Origin of the sequence: Mesorhizobium sp. B2-3-14 (assembly GCF_006442175.1) — a bacterium.
Taxonomy (GTDB): Bacteria; Pseudomonadota; Alphaproteobacteria; order Rhizobiales; family Rhizobiaceae; genus Mesorhizobium; species Mesorhizobium australicum.
Genome location: NZ_VFVP01000002.1, coordinates 81,037 through 95,512, shown reverse-complemented (window position 1 = coordinate 95,512; position 14,476 = coordinate 81,037). Strand labels below are relative to the sequence as shown.

Genomic DNA, 14,476 nt, shown 5'->3' with positions numbered 1-14,476 from the left:
GGGCTCTACATCGCCTTTTCGATCTGGCCGCGAATCTCGCCGTCCTTGTTGGCCGCCGTGTGCACATTGACGTAATACTTGCCGGCCTCGAGGTCAGCGGCCTGCGCATCGGTCAGCGTCGCCGATCCCTTGATCGGGCTCTTGAGCTTGCCTTTGAACGGGATCACCGGAGGCGCATTCTCGCCCGCCGCCGCCGGGCCGTGAATGTGCGCCGCTGTCGCCGGGCCGCTGAGGCCGGAATACTTCACGTTCCAGCTGAGCTTCTTCTTGGTGGTATCGAAGGTGAGAGTGGCCGTCCCCTTGCCCTTCGTGGTGACGGCTGGGCTCTGCTGGCCGCCATCGAGGGTCGCCTTGTATTTTACCATCTCGGCCATGGCCGGTGATGCGAACAGGAAAGCGGTGGAAATGGCGAGCGCCGATAGCGCCGGCAGGAAGGAGTGAGCGCGCATGAAGGACCTCCGATTGACAAAAGCGTGCGTCGCGGCTCCCCGACGCGCGCATGCTTCAATGCAACGGCTGGACGGCGCAATGTATCCCCGCACACGGTTTTGTGATTGGAGCGCATGGAAAAGGGGCGGTCGCCCGCCCCTTTGATCGTCAGACCCGGTCTCAGGCGCTGTTGATCGCGCCTGCGAGGCCTACTTGACCGCCTTGTCGGTGATGGCGGTGGTATAGGCGCCTTTCGGCTCCTTGGTGATGATCTTCTGGTCGAGCAGCGCCTTGGCGGTGCGTTCGTAGGTCGCCGGGTCGAGCTTGCCGTCGGCATTGTCGATCAGCTTGGCAACTTCGCTCATCATCCGCTTCTGGTGATTCTCGTCCTGGCCGCCGCCGTCCATGACGATGCTTGCGGCTTCGTCATTGTTGTCGACCGCGTATTTCCAGCCCTTCATCGAGGCGCGCACGAACCGCACCATCTTGTCCTCGAAGGCCGGATCCTTGAGCTTGTCTTCCGAGGCATAGAGGCCGTCCTCAAGCAGGTCGTTGCCCATGGCCGAGTAGTTGAACACGGTCAGCTGTTCGGGCTTATAGCCGGCGTCGATCAGCTGCCAGTACTCATTGTAGGTCATGACCGAGATGCAATCGGCCTGCTTCTGGATCAGCGGCTGCACGTCAAAGCTCTGCTTCAGCACGGTGACGCCATCGGGGCCACCCTCCGTCTTGAGGCCAAGCTTGTTCATCCACGCGTAGAACGGATATTCGTTGCCGAAGAACCAGACGCCGAGCGTATGACCCTTGAAGTCGGCTTCGGTCTTGATCGGGCCGTCCTTCGGGCAGACCAGCTCCATGCCGGCCTTCTTGAACGGCTGGGCGATGTTGACCAGCGGCACGCCCTTCTCGCGCGCGGCGAGCGCGCCGCCCATCCAGTCGACGATGACGTCGGCACCGCCGCCCGCGATCACTTGCTCGGGGGCGATGTCGGGGCCGCCTGGCTTGATGTCGACGTCGAGGCCTTCAGCCTCATAGAAACCCTTGGCCTTGGCGACATAGTAGCCGGCAAACTGCGCCTGCGTGACCCATTTCAGCTGCAAGGTCACCTTGTCGGCGGCCATCGCCTGGAACGCGGCCAGCGACATCGCGCCGGCCAGAACTGGAATAATAAGTCTTTTCATTTTTTACCCTCTGAAGTTAGTGCCCAAACCCACCGCCCCTATCCACCACGGACAGAGGGATGCCAAAACGTGACGGCCCTTTCGACAAGGGCGACCACGCCATAAAAGACCGAACCCGCAAGTGCTGCAACTGCGATTTCGGCCCAGACCATGTCGATGTTCATCCGCCCGACCTCGGTCGAAATGCGGAAGCCCATGCCGACGACGGGCGTGCCGAAGAACTCGGCGACGATGGCGCCAATCAGCGCCAGCGTCGAATTGATCTTCAGCGCGTTGAAGATGAAGGGAGCGGCGGCCGGCAGCCTGAGCTTGACGAGGGTCGGCCAGTAGCCCGACGCATAGGTGCGCATCAGGTCGCGCTCCATATGGCCGGACGCGGCGAGCCCGGCGACCGTATTCACCAGCATCGGGAAGAAGGTCATGATGATGACCACCGCCGCCTTGGATTGCCAGTCGAAGCCGAACCACATGACCATGATCGGCGCCACGCCGATGATCGGCAGCGCCGAGACCATATTGCCGATCGGCAGAAGTCCACGCCGCAGATACGGTACGCGGTCGGCGAGAACAGCGGTGATGAAGCCAGCGCCGCTGCCCACCACATAACCGAAGAGCACCGCCTTGAAGATGGTTTGCCGGACATCGGCGCCGAGCACCGGCAGCGAGCTGACGATGCGCGCGCCGATGGCGCTCGGCGGCGGCAGCAGGATGAAAGGGATGCCGGCGCCGCGTGTGACGGCTTCCCAGATGATCAGGATCCAGGCGCCGAAGATAGCGGGGATGACCAGACGCAGTGCGGTCCGGACCCATCCTGCCTTCGGCCGCAATCCCGAAAGCACCGCTACACAACGCCAGCCAAGCAGCCAGGCAGCCGCGAGCAGAAGAAAATACGGCGCCAGCGCCGTCCCTTCGAAACCTGCAATGCCCGAAATCAGCAGCCAGGCGACGAGATGGGCGCCTATGAAGAGCACCACGGCCTCCACTAGGGGCGTAATCCTGACCATGGAGATCAGCGCCGCCAGCACGGCCACGCCAAGCACCAAGCCCTTCATTCCGAGATAGGGGTAGTCGATACTGGCCGTCGGATCGGCAAGCGCTGCCGCTTCCGGCTTCGACATGGCGCCGAGCGCAATCGCGATCAGGCACAGCACGATCGCCAGCACGGCCTGCCAGGAAGGTTTCAGCCAGTTCATGCTGGCCTCCCACCCATGGCGCGGTCAACGACGCGGCCGGCGATGCCAACCACCATCACCAGCAGCGCCGCCACGATGGAGCCGGCGACCAGTGCTGACCAGATGTCGATCGACTGGCTGTAATAGGCGCCCGCCAACAGCTTGGCGCCGATGCCGGCGACCGCGCCTGTCGGCAGTTCGCCCACGATGGCGCCTACTAGGCTTGCCGCCACCGCGACCTTCATCGAGGTGAACAGGAACGGCACCGAGGCCGGCACACGCAGTTTCCAGAAGGTCTGCGCGCGGCTGGCATTGTAGGTGTGCATCAGGTCAAGATGCATGATCTCGGGCGAGCGCAGGCCCTTCACCATGCCGACCGTCACCGGGAAGAACGACAGATAGGTCGAAATCATCGCCTTCGGGATCAGTCCGGTAATGCCGATCGCCGCCAGCACCACGATGATCATCGGCGCCACCGCCAGGATCGGAATCGTCTGCGAGGCGATGATCCATGGCATCAGGCTGCGGTCGAGCGTCGCGACATGGACGATGCCGACGGCGATGACGATGCCGAGTGCTGTGCCGAAGGCGAAGCCGAGCAGCGTCGAGGACAGCGTAACCCAGGCGTTGTAGACGAGGCTGCGGTTCGAGGTGATGGGCCGCAGAAAAGTGTTCTCGAAGAAATTCACCGCCACCTGATGCGGCGCCGGCAGCGTTGGCTTGGGCTGCGACAGCGTCTTGCCGATGAGTTCGCCGAACGTGGAGGTTTCGTTGGCACGCCGGTCGAGATCGCGCTGGAACGGCGCGTTGAGGATAACGGCGAAGACGTACCAGAGCACGACCACGCCCAGAAGGATGGAGGTTACGGGGATGATCTTGGAGCGGAAGCTATCCATGGGCGAAGTCTCCTCCTCTCCCCCACGAGGAGAGGGTAGCCGGAGCGAAGCGAAGGCCGACCACCTTCGCCTTCGTCATCCTAGGGCGGAGCAACGCGAAGCGTCGCGCAGACCCTAGGATCCATTCCGTGACGTTGGCCGAGGGGTATAAGCGGTCGAGAGTGTTCGCCTTCGAACGCACGGCGTAAGGTGCATCGGTCTGCACCGCTGCGGAACGTTGAGGTAACGGCATGGATCCTAGGGTCTGCGCCGCGTCGCTTCGCTCCTTGCTCCGCCCTAGGATGACGAAGTCGCGATGGACCGCGCGCTTGTCGCTCCCCTCAATCATCATAACTATGCCCTGCCCTCAACCCATCGCGCACCCGCGCGGCGATCGCCAGAAACTCCGGCGTCTCGCGGATGTCGAGCGGCCGCTCTTTCGGCAGCGTCGATTCGATGATGTCGCTGACCCGGCCCGGGCGCGGCGACATGACGACGATGCGCGTCGACAGGTAGACGGCTTCCGGAATGGAGTGGGTGACGAAGCAGATGGTCTTGTTCGTCCGTCCCCATAGTTGCAGCAATTGCTCGTTGAGGTGATCGCGCACGATCTCATCCAGCGCGCCGAACGGCTCGTCCATCAGCAACAGGTCGGCATCGAAGGCCAGCGCACGCGCGATCGAGGCGCGCTGCTGCATGCCGCCGGAAAGCTGCCAGGGGTATTTCTTCTCGAAGCCACTGAGGTTGACGAGGTCGAGCGTGCGCTTGATCCGCTCCGCCTGCTCGGTCTTGGACAGGCCCATGATTTCCAGCGGCAGCCCGACATTGCGCTCGATGGTGCGCCAGGGAAACAGGGCGGCGGCCTGGAAGACATAGCCGTAGGCACGTCTCTCGCGCGCCTGTTCCGGCGTCATGCCATTGACCGAGATCGTCCCCGAAGTGGGCTTTTCCAGATCGGCGATGACGCGCAGCAAAGTAGTCTTGCCGCAACCCGAAGGCCCGATGAAGGAGACGAACTCACCCTTGCCGATGGTCAGGTCGACATTGGACAGCGCCTGTACCGGCCCGTCATTGGTCTGGAAGGTGAGGCCCAGTTTGCTTGCCGAAACGACGGCTGGCGAAGGTCCCGTCATCGGTTGCTGCCTGCCTTCCGCCGCACGAAACCGATTGCTTTTATCGTGATGTTGTTTTCCACTCGACCCGTCCCATTGGCCCCAGTCCTGCTGAGTTTGTCCCGCTCGGTCGACGCCCGGAGTTTCCCCGATGTCGCCTAAACCGACTTGTCATCTTATCCGCCCTGAAAGCACTTATGAAGGCAAGCAGGGCCTGACCTACTTCGCCGGCATCGCCACCGAGTCGGTCGGCTCCTCCGGCATCTGCATGCACGTGCTCACCATGCCGCCCGGTGCCCGCGCCAAGGCGCATCTGCACGAGAACCATGAAACGGCGATCTACGTGCTCTCCGGCGAGGTCCATACCTGGTATGGCGACCGGCTGGAGCATCACATCGTCGTCAAGGCCGGCGACCTCTTCTACATTCCCGCAGGCGTGCCGCATTTGCCGGCCAATCTGAGCAATGCGCCGTCCTCGGCCGTCATCGCCCGCACCGATCCCAACGAACAGGAAAGCGTCGTCCTGCTGCCGGAACTGGACGCGCTCGTCGCCTGAGGGTGGTATTGGCGGGTTCGCCGGCCGAGGCTCAATAGCTCCAGGTCCGCGCTGCCCCTCATCTGCCTCCCGGCATCTTCTCCCCGTAGAGAGACGGGGAGAAGGACGCCGTCGCGAAGGATTCCGCCAATCGCCAGCGTTGGCAAAAAGAGCGCCGAGGTTGCGCTCAGCCATCTTCTCCCCATCACTATACGGGAAGAAGATGCCGGCAGGCAGATGAGGGGCGGCGCCGACCTCGGCAATCATCTGCACCGAGACACTTCCCCGTATACGCTGCCGTCCTCGTCGGCGATCACCAATTTCTTGGCATTCTTGGCGCTGTGCTTGATCGTGAAGGTGGCCGGCGACTTTCCCTCCTCGCCTTCGGCTTCGCACTCTGCCTTGACCGTCAGCGAACCATCGGCCTCACCGTGTTTGCCGGTGAAGGCGCAGGCACTGGTCGCGGTGATAAAATCGGTGTCGGTCAGCAGCAGCATGTCTTCGGCATAGACCTTCTGGCCGTTCTTGTTGATGCAGCCGGACTTATTGCCATAGGGCTTGGACAGGTCGATGCCAGCCGCCGAGGCGGAGCCGGCTGCCAGAACAACAACGGCGGTGAGATAGAGCCCCGCGCACCTCACCTCAAACACCCGTCGCCGGAATGCCCGTCCGCTCGACCTTGCGTGGCGCGGTGATCTCCTTCCAGGTCGACAGCGCCCGATTGACGGCCGCGTTCGGTTCGCGGCCGACGAACTCACCATGGCCAGGCTTCGCCTTGACCTCGGCCTCCTCGACCGACAGCTCGCCGCGCGAGAACACGAAGCGCGGCAGGCCGGTCACTTCGACCCCTTCGAAGACGTTGTAGTCGATGACGGATTGCTGCTTCTTGGCGGAAATCTTCTTCTTGCGCTGGGGGTCCCAGACGATGATGTCGGCATCCGCGCCTTCGACGATCGCGCCCTTCTTCGGATACATGTTGAGGATCTTGGCGATGTTGGTCGAGGTCACGGCGACAAACTCGTTCATCGTCAGCCGGCCGGTATTGACGCCCCTGGTCCACAGCACCGGCAACCGGTCCTCAAGGCCACCCGTGCCGTTGGGGATCTTGGTGAAATTGCCGACGCCGAAGCGCTTCTGGTCGGTGGTGAAGGCGCAATGGTCGGTCGCCACCACTTGCAGCGAACCGGCCTGCAGGCCGGCCCATAGCGAATCCTGGTGCAGTTTGTTGCGGAAGGGTGGGCTCATCACGCGGCGCGCCGCATGGTCCCAGTCCTTGTCGAAGTACTCGCTCTCGTCCAGCGTCAGGTGCTGGATCAGCGGCTCGCCGAACACCCGCATGCCTTTCTGGCGTGCCCGGCGGATCGCCTCGTGGCTCTGTTCGCACGAGACATGCACGACATAGAGCGGCACGCCCGCCATGTCGGCGATCATGATGGCGCGGTTGGTCGCCTCGCCTTCCACTTCCGGCGGGCGCGAATAGGCATGTCCCTCGGGGCCATTATTGCCGGCGGCAAGCAGCTTCTGCGACAGGGCCGCGACCACGTCGCCATTCTCGGCATGCACCAGCGGCAGCGCGCCGAGGTCGGCACAGCGCTGGAACGACGCGTACATCTCGTCGTCGTCGACCATCAGCGCGCCCTTGTACGCCATGAAGTGCTTGAACGAGGTGATGCCCTTGTCGACCACGGTGGCCATCTCTTCGAACACCTGCTTGCCCCACCAGGTGATCGCCATGTGGAACGAATAATCGCAGGAGGCCCTCGAGGTCTTGTTGTCCCACATCTGCAGGGCTTCGAGCAGCGATTGCTGCGGCGCCGGCAGGCAGAAGTCGACCACCATGGTGGTGCCGCCGGCCAAGGCCGCACGCGTGCCGGATTCGAAATCATCGGCCGAATAGGTGCCCATGAACGGCATTTCGAGATGGGTGTGCGGGTCGATGCCGCCCGGCATCACATAGCAGCCGGTGGCGTCGTACTCATGGTCGCCATGCAGGTCCGAGCCGATGGCGACGATCTTGCCGTGCTGCATCAGCACGTCGGCCTTCCAGGTTCGGTCGGCGGTGACGATGGAGCCGTTCTTGATGACTTTGGTCATTTTGCTGTTCCCCTGTTCTTTCGCGCTTCTTTGCGAGCTGCGTTGCGAGGTGATTGGTCTAGTCGGTCATTCAGGCGGTCCCGATCATCGTCGATTCTTTTGCCGACAGCGCGTAGTCCCGCGCCAACTCGAAGAAACTGGTTGATCTGGCGTGCCCTTCGGCATCAGGCCTGACAACATTGATCGAAACGCCCTTCTCATATTTCCCATTCAAAAACGATACAGCGTCTTCGTATTTCCCTTCGTCCAGCAAAGACAGAACCTTCGTTGTCGAAAGCATCCCAAACGGGTCCTGATCTATCTTTTCAGCCAGAACGTCTGAGAAAGGTCTCGAAGAGAGATCTCGCATAGCTGACAACCCCTCGGATATTGCAAACTGCACAAAATCAGAGGCCATCTTCTCCGGAGCACCGCAGTCAACGATTGTCTCTGCGAGGGTCGGTGCTTCGCAAGTAAACGTACCCCACTTCCTAAACGACAACGGCTCTGTCTCGTTGTCCTTAGCTCCGATAATATTCCATAGAAGCGGGTCCAGCGTCATTGGCTTGGCCTGCAAAAGAAATTGCAGCCTGCGCGTCGGCCAGAGGAGAACGCATTCCGCGCAGATGAACCAAGGGCCATCCTGCCTCGAAATCGAACTCCAATACTTTCGCCATCCCTTTCCATTGATCGCGGACCGTAGCCCGGCCTCCCAAGCCTTTCCATAAGCCTTGCGCTGCCGATCATCGTCCCGGATGCCCAAGGGCTCACTCCACGATCCCCGCCGTTTCCACCACCGCATGGAACAGCACATCGGCGCCGGCCGCTGCCCATTCCTTGGTGATCTCTTCCGCCTCATTGTGGCTCAACCCATCCACGCAAGGGCACATCACCATGGCGGTCGGTGCGACGCGGTTGATCCAGCAGGCGTCGTGGCCTGCACCCGAGACGATGTTGCGGTGCGTGTAGCCAAGCCGCTCGGCCGCATCGCGGATCGCCTTGACGCAGCCCTTGTCGAAGGTGACCGGATCGAAAGCGCCGACCTGCTCGATCTTGTACTGGATGTCGAGCGCGTCGCAGATCGTGTCGATGCCTTCGCGGATGCGGCCATCCATGGCGTCGAGCACTTCCTTTTCCGGCGAGCGTATGTCGATGGTGAAGACGGTGCGCCCGGCGATGATGTTGCGCGAGTTGGGATAGACCTCCATGTGGCCGACCGCGCCGACGGCGTCGGGCTGGTAGTCCATGGCGATCTCGTGGACCAATTCGATCACCCGCGCCATGCCGAGCCCGGCATTGCGGCGCTTGGGCATCGGCGTCGAGCCGGTATGCGCCTCCTTGCCGGTCAGCGTCACCTGCAGCCATTTCAGGCCCTGGCCATGGGTGACGACACCGATGTCGATGTCCTCGTCCTCGAGGATCGGGCCCTGCTCGATATGCAGTTCGAAGAAGGCGTGGATCTTGCGATCACCGACCCTCTCGGCGCCCTTCCAGCCGATGCGCTCCAGTTCCTCGCCGAATTTCTTGCCGTTCTTGTCCGTGTGCTCGTAGACATCGGCCTGGTCGAGCACGCCGGCGAACACACCGGAGGCCATCATCGCCGGCGCGAAGCGCGCGCCCTCCTCGTTGGTCCAGTTGGTGACGACGATCGGATGTTTGGTCTTGATGTCGAGATCATTGAGCGAGCGCACAATCTCCAGGCCGCCCAGAACGCCGAGAACGCCGTCATATTTGCCGCCGGTCGGCTGCGTATCGAGATGGCTGCCGACATAGACCGGAGGCAGGCTGGGGTCGGTGCCTTCGCGGCGGGCAAACATGGTGCCCATCTCGTCGACGCCCATTTCGAGCCCCGCCGCGTCGCACCAGCGCTTGAACAGGTGCCGTCCCTCGCCATCCTCGTCGGTCACGGTCTGGCGATTATTGCCGCCGGCGATGCCGGGGCCGATCTTCGCCATCTCCATCAGCGAATCCCACAAACGGTCTGAATTGATTCGCAAATTCTCACCGGGTGCGGCCATTCAAAACCTCATCAATTGCGGGGCGTCCCCCTCCCCCTCGAGGGAGAGGGATATCGGCGCCCAGTTCTTCAATCGATCATCCTAAGCACTTCACGCACACGGTCGATCAGTTCGTTGATCTGGCCCTTGGTGATGATCAGCGGCGGCGACAGTGCGATGATGTCGCCGGTGGTGCGGATCAGCGCGCCGCGCTCGAACGCCTTGACGAAGGCCGAGAAGGCCCGCTTTGTCGGACTGCCGGCGATCGGCGCCAGTTCGATCGCACCGATCAGGCCGATGTTCCTGATGTCGATGACATGCGGTTCGCCCTTCAGCGAATGCAGTGCATCTTCCCAGTAAGGCGCCAATTCGTCGCCGCGCGTCAGCAGGCCCTCTTCCTTGTAGGTGTCGAGCGTGCCGAGTGCAGCCGCACAGGCGATCGGGTTGCCCGAATAGGTGTAGCCGTGGAAGAACTCGATCATGTGCTCGGGGCCGGTCATGAAGGCGTCGTGGATTTCCTTCTTCACGAACACCGCGCCCATCGGGATGACGCCGTTGGAGACGCCCTTGGCGGTGGTCATGATGTCGGGCGTGACGCCGAAATAGTCGGCCGCGAACGGCGCACCGAGACGGCCGAAACCGGTGATGACCTCGTCGAAGATCAACAGGATGCCGTGCTTGGTGCAGATTTCGCGCAGCTTCTCGAGATAGCCCTTCGGCGGCAGAATGACGCCCGTGGAACCCGCGACCGGCTCGACGATGACGGCGGCGATGGTCGAGGCGTCATGCAGGGCGACGATACGCTCAAGCTCGTTGGCGAGCTCCGCGCCATACTCCGGCACGCCTTTGGAGAAGGCGTTCTTCTCCGGCAGATGCGTGTGCGGCATGTGGTCGACGCCGCCCAGCAACGTGCCGAACATCTTGCGGTTGGTGACGATGCCGCCGACCGAGATGCCGCCGAAATTGACGCCGTGATAACCGCGCTCGCGGCCGATGAGGCGGGTGCGCGACCCTTCGCCCTTCACGCGATGATAGGCGATCGCCATCTTCAACGCCGTTTCGACCGATTCCGAACCGGAATTGGTGAAGAACACATGGTCCATGCCCTTGGGCGCGAGGTCGACCAGGCGGTTCGCCAGTTCGAACACGATCGGATGACCCATCTGGAAGGCGGGTGCATAGTCGAGTTCGGCGGCCTGGTGCTGGATCGCCTCGGTGATCTTGGGGCGGCAATGGCCGGCGTTGACGCACCACAGGCCGGCGGTGCCGTCCAATACCTTGCGGCCATCGCTGGTCGTGTAATGCATGTCCTTGGCGGACACGAACATGCGCGGCGCCTGCTTGAACTGCCGGTTTGCCGTGAACGGCATCCAGAATGCGCTGAGATCGTTCGGCGTGACTTTCAGCCGGTTGGACATGACCAAGACTTCCCCTTGTAACCTGTTTCGCTGCGTCCAACGCTTGGTCTTTGCCGCGCTTTCATGCTACGCAAATTTTGACCGATTGGACAAACGTTTAGCACCGCCATGTCGGCGGTCAATGGATTACTAGCGGAAATGCGGCTCCTGAAGTGCGTTCCACAGCTTAGGGAAAAACTGGTCCAGAGAATTGGTCCAGATGACCTTGAATGCGAGATTTGGCAATACGAGGGTCCGCAACGGTGACCGCGAGCACGCAAGCCCCTCGCCGCACCCGCATCCAGCAGGAAAAGCGCGAACTGATCCTGGAGGCCGCGCTCGAAGTGTTTTCCACCAACGGCTTCCGCGGTTCGACCATCGACCAGATCGCCGAAGCCGCCGGCATGTCGAAGCCGAACCTGCTCTACTATTTCCGCCGCAAGGAAGACATTCACGAGACATTGATGGAACGGCTGCTCGAAACCTGGCTGGCGCCGCTGCGGGAACTCGACGACATCGGCGATCCGATGACTGAACTCAGGAGTTACATCAGGCGCAAGCTGGAAATGGCGCGCGACTTTCCGCGCGAGAGCCGCCTGTTCGCCAACGAGATCCTGCAAGGCGCGCCGCGCATCATGCCGCTGCTGGCGGGCGAGTTGAAGACGCTGGTCGACGAGAAAGCCGCCGTCATCAAGGGCTGGATGCGCGCCGGCAAGATCGCCCGGACCGATCCCTGGCATCTGATCTTCTCGATCTGGGCGACGACGCAGCATTACGCCGATTTCGATGTCCAGGTCCGCGCCGTGCTGGGGCCAAACCGTGGCGGCGACGGCCGCTTCGAGGACGCTGCCCGCTTCCTGGAGCAATTGTTCCTCGATGGGCTGAAGCCGAAAGGGTAACAGGCGAAATCATGTCTAGATTGGCCGAAGCGCACATTGGCTTCGTCATTCTAGGGCGAAGCAAGGAGCGAAGCGACGCGGCGCAGACCCTAGAATCCATGCCGCGACACATGAGCGCCGCTACGGTCCAGAATTCTGCTCGGCTGCACTATACTGTCAAGGTAACGGCATGGATCCTCGGGTCTGCGCGTCCGCTTCGCTTCCGCTCCGCCCGTGGATGACGAAGTTGAGAGCGCGCCGGCAGATAACTTCACGCGCTGCGCCGTTCGGCCGGCATCGCCTCCAGCAATCTTTGAAGTTTGGAGATCGAGTTCTGCTCGGCGAGCGGCGTGTAGACGATCAGCCGCATGTCCGAGCCGTCGTCGATCGACAGGCTCATATGCTCGAAGGCCATCAAGCCCACCATGGGATGCCGGACATGCTTCACGCCGGTTAGCCTGCGCGCCACGTCGCGCCGGGGCCACCAGTCACGGAACTCGGGACTTGAACTCATCATCAGCGCGATCAGCCGTTCGAAATCCAGATCGCCGACATATTTGGCGCTTTCGGCACGAAACGAAGCAAGCACCACGCGGGCGAGTTCTTCCCAGTCGACCAGCAGGCGGCGATGGTGCGGGTTGGTGAACACCATGTGGACGATGTTTCTGCTATCGCCCTCGAGCAAGCCATAGTCGCCGAACACCGCCACGGCCGCGTCGTTCCAGGCAAGAACGTCCCAACGACGGCCGACGACATAGGCGGGCTGCAGCACCAGGCTTTGCAGCATGTGCAACAGCGTAGCGTCGACCTTTTCAGGTGCCGCCACACGACGCTCCGGCTGCTGGCGGCCGGCCAGGATGAACAGATGCCGCTTCTCGACGGCGTCGAGGCGCAAAGCCTCGCAGAGCGCCGCCAGCACTTCCACCGAGGGCCGCACGTCCCTGCCCTGCTCAAGCCAGGTGTACCAGGTGGTGCCGACACCGGCGATCATCGCCACTTCCTCCCGCCGCAGACCCGGCGTGCGCCGTCGCGGACCTGTCGCGATGCCGGTGGCCGATGGCGCCAGCCTTTCCCGGCGCGACCGCAGGAAGGCGCCGAGTTCGCGCCGGCGGCTCTCGTCGGCTGATCGGGTGGAGGCAACGGGAGCGTTCATACCGGCTATTATAGCAGTATTGATACCAGGATAAAGTTTGAACTGTTTGACATAGGCGAAGCGCTCCATCTTGCGTTCAGAGCAACAACAGGAGGCTCTGAACATGGAATTGAAAGACAAGACCATCCTCATCACCGGCTCGACCGACGGCGTCGGCCGCGTGGTGGCGCAAAGGCTGGGTACCGCCGGCGCACGGGTGCTGGTGCATGGCCGCGATGCCACACGCGGCGACGCCACTATCGCCGCCATCGAAGCCGCCGGCGGCAAGGCCGAGTTTTTCGCGGCCGATCTCGCTTCGCTGGCGCAGGTACGACGCCTCGCCGAAGCCGTGCGCGCCAGCACGAGCCGCCTCGACATCCTCATCAACAACGCCGGCGTCGGCACCGCTGGCGACAAACGACAGACAAGCGCCGATGGCTACGAGTTGCGCTTTGCCGTCAATTATCTCGCCGGCTTCCTGCTGACCTCGGAGCTTCTGCCGCTGCTGAAGGCGAGCGCCCCGGCACGCATCGTCAATGTCGCGTCCGCCGGCCAGCAGGCGATCGATTTCGGCGACGTCATGCTGACCCGCGGCTACAGCGGCGTGCGCGCCTATTGCCAGAGCAAGCTGGCGCAGATCCTGTTCACCGTCGATCTGGCCGGACAGTTGAAAGGCAGCGGCGTCACCGTCAACGCGCTGCATCCGGCGAGCTACATGAACACCACCATGGTCCGCCAGGCGGGCGTCACGCCATGGAGTTCGGTCGAGACCGGCGCCGAGGCTATCCTGAATCTCGCCACCTCGCCCGCGCTCGAAGGGCGCAGTGGCCTCTATTTCGATGGCCTGCGCGAATCCCGCGCCGATGCCCAGGCCTACGATGCCAAGGAAAGACAACAATTGCGAAGCCTGAGCCTCGACCTCGTCGGGCTGGCTTTCCCTGAAACGAAGGAACAGCATTCATGACCAACAGAACCGAACACACGGTGATCATCGGCGGCTCATCCGGCATCGGCCTGGCGACGGCGCGCAAACTGCTCGGCCCGGGCATGAAGGTCACGATCACCGGGCGCAACCAGGACAAGCTCGTCGGCGCCTGGAAAAGCCTTGGCGGAGCGGCCGACAAGGCGGCCTTCGACGCTTCGAAACCAGATGAAGTCCGCCAATTCTTCGAGCGCGTCGGCCCGTTCGACCATCTCGTTCTGGCGGCGAGCGGTGGCAAGGGCCTCGGCCCGTTCCAGACCCTCGATCTCACCGATATCGCCGGAGGCGTCGACGAGAAAGTGCGGCCTCAACTCTCCTGCCTGCAGGCCGCCTTGCCGACGCTGAACAAATCGGGGTCGGTCACCTTCATCTCGGCGGTATCGGCCCAGCTCGCCACGCCGGGCGTCGCCGGCATCGGCGCCATCAATGGCATGCTCCTGACCGTGGTGCCGATCCTGGCCATCGAGCTGAAGCCGCTGCGCGTCAACGTCGTGGCGCCGGGTGTCATCGACACGCCATGGTGGGATTTTCTGCCGGGCGAGCAGCGACAAGCCGTGTTTGCCGACTATGCCGGCAAGACCCCGGTAGGGCGCATCGGCCGTGCCGAGGACGTCGCCTCGGCGATAGCCTTCCTCGTCTCCAACGGCTTCATGACCGGCCAGGTACTGACCTGCGACGGCGGCCTGCGGTTCGCGGCGTAAAACCTTGGAGAG

At 62.7% G+C, this 14,476-nt stretch carries 15 protein-coding genes; 4 read left to right on the top strand and 11 right to left on the bottom strand.

Annotated elements, in window-relative coordinates; translation table 11 throughout:
* Positions 1-5: 5 nt before the first annotated feature.
* From FJ950_RS05090 to FJ950_RS05070, 5 genes are all read right to left on the bottom strand, one after another.
* Positions 6-449: a CHRD domain-containing protein gene (locus tag FJ950_RS05090; protein ID WP_015317166.1), complete on the bottom strand. Its 444-nt coding sequence runs from the start codon at positions 447-449 to the stop codon at positions 6-8.
* 189 nt (positions 450-638) lie between these two features.
* On the bottom strand, positions 639-1,610 hold the full coding sequence (locus FJ950_RS05085; RefSeq protein WP_015317165.1) for an ABC transporter substrate-binding protein: 972 nt from the start codon (positions 1,608-1,610) through the stop codon (positions 639-641).
* A gap of 38 nt (positions 1,611-1,648) precedes the next feature.
* Entirely contained in the window at positions 1,649-2,803 is a 1,155-nt protein-coding gene (locus tag FJ950_RS05080; RefSeq protein WP_140615570.1) for an ABC transporter permease, read from the bottom strand.
* Positions 2,800-3,678 (bottom strand): ABC transporter permease, encoded by an 879-nt coding sequence (locus FJ950_RS05075; RefSeq protein WP_140615568.1) that lies wholly within the window; start codon positions 3,676-3,678, stop codon positions 2,800-2,802. The genes FJ950_RS05080 and FJ950_RS05075 overlap by 4 nt, the downstream gene beginning before the upstream one ends.
* Positions 3,679-3,998: 320 nt before the next feature.
* Positions 3,999-4,790, bottom strand: a complete 792-nt coding sequence (locus FJ950_RS05070; RefSeq protein ID WP_015317161.1) for an ABC transporter ATP-binding protein — start codon at positions 4,788-4,790, stop codon at positions 3,999-4,001.
* A 130-nt stretch (positions 4,791-4,920) separates the two neighbouring features.
* Between FJ950_RS05070 and FJ950_RS05065 the strand changes: the two genes are divergently transcribed.
* Positions 4,921-5,325, top strand: coding sequence for a cupin domain-containing protein (locus FJ950_RS05065; RefSeq protein ID WP_015317160.1), 405 nt, complete (start codon positions 4,921-4,923; stop codon positions 5,323-5,325).
* A gap of 242 nt (positions 5,326-5,567) precedes the next feature.
* Here FJ950_RS05065 and FJ950_RS05060 read toward each other — a convergent pair whose 3' ends face one another.
* The 5 genes from FJ950_RS05060 to FJ950_RS05040 all read right to left on the bottom strand — a co-directional run bounded on the left by FJ950_RS05060 (position 5,568) and on the right by FJ950_RS05040 (position 10,792).
* Entirely contained in the window at positions 5,568-5,954 is a 387-nt protein-coding gene (locus FJ950_RS05060; RefSeq protein WP_015317159.1) for a hypothetical protein, read from the bottom strand.
* Complete coding sequence (hydA, locus tag FJ950_RS05055; protein ID WP_140615566.1) at positions 5,947-7,398, bottom strand: dihydropyrimidinase; 1,452 nt, start codon at positions 7,396-7,398, stop codon at positions 5,947-5,949. The genes FJ950_RS05060 and hydA overlap by 8 nt, the downstream gene beginning before the upstream one ends.
* Before the next feature lie 70 nt (positions 7,399-7,468).
* The gene (locus FJ950_RS05050) at positions 7,469-7,939 is read right to left on the bottom strand and encodes a hypothetical protein (protein ID WP_140615564.1); all 471 of its coding nucleotides are present in this window, start codon (positions 7,937-7,939) and stop codon (positions 7,469-7,471) included.
* Positions 7,940-8,144: 205 nt separating this feature from the next.
* Positions 8,145-9,395 carry a Zn-dependent hydrolase gene (locus FJ950_RS05045; protein ID WP_140615562.1) on the bottom strand — a complete coding sequence of 417 codons (1,251 nt, stop codon included), beginning with the start codon at positions 9,393-9,395 and terminating at the stop codon, positions 8,145-8,147.
* Between the two features lie 68 nt (positions 9,396-9,463).
* Positions 9,464-10,792, bottom strand: a complete 1,329-nt coding sequence (locus FJ950_RS05040; protein ID WP_140615560.1) for an aspartate aminotransferase family protein — start codon at positions 10,790-10,792, stop codon at positions 9,464-9,466.
* A gap of 242 nt (positions 10,793-11,034) precedes the next feature.
* On the opposite strand from FJ950_RS05040, the gene FJ950_RS05035 reads away from it, so the two are divergent.
* On the top strand, positions 11,035-11,670 hold the full coding sequence (locus FJ950_RS05035) for a TetR family transcriptional regulator C-terminal domain-containing protein (protein WP_140615558.1): 636 nt from the start codon (positions 11,035-11,037) through the stop codon (positions 11,668-11,670).
* A 250-nt stretch (positions 11,671-11,920) separates the two neighbouring features.
* Here FJ950_RS05035 and FJ950_RS05030 read toward each other — a convergent pair whose 3' ends face one another.
* Positions 11,921-12,802 (bottom strand): helix-turn-helix transcriptional regulator, encoded by an 882-nt coding sequence (locus FJ950_RS05030; protein ID WP_140615556.1) that lies wholly within the window; start codon positions 12,800-12,802, stop codon positions 11,921-11,923.
* A gap of 103 nt (positions 12,803-12,905) precedes the next feature.
* Here FJ950_RS05030 and FJ950_RS05025 point away from each other — a divergent pair, with 103 nt between their 5' ends.
* Together FJ950_RS05025 and FJ950_RS05020 are read left to right on the top strand one after the other, a co-directional pair.
* Positions 12,906-13,745: an SDR family NAD(P)-dependent oxidoreductase gene (locus FJ950_RS05025; RefSeq protein ID WP_140615554.1), complete on the top strand. Its 840-nt coding sequence runs from the start codon at positions 12,906-12,908 to the stop codon at positions 13,743-13,745.
* Positions 13,742-14,464 (top strand): SDR family oxidoreductase, encoded by a 723-nt coding sequence (locus tag FJ950_RS05020; protein WP_140615552.1) that lies wholly within the window; start codon positions 13,742-13,744, stop codon positions 14,462-14,464. The genes FJ950_RS05025 and FJ950_RS05020 overlap by 4 nt, the downstream gene beginning before the upstream one ends.
* Positions 14,465-14,476: the final 12 nt, after the last annotated feature.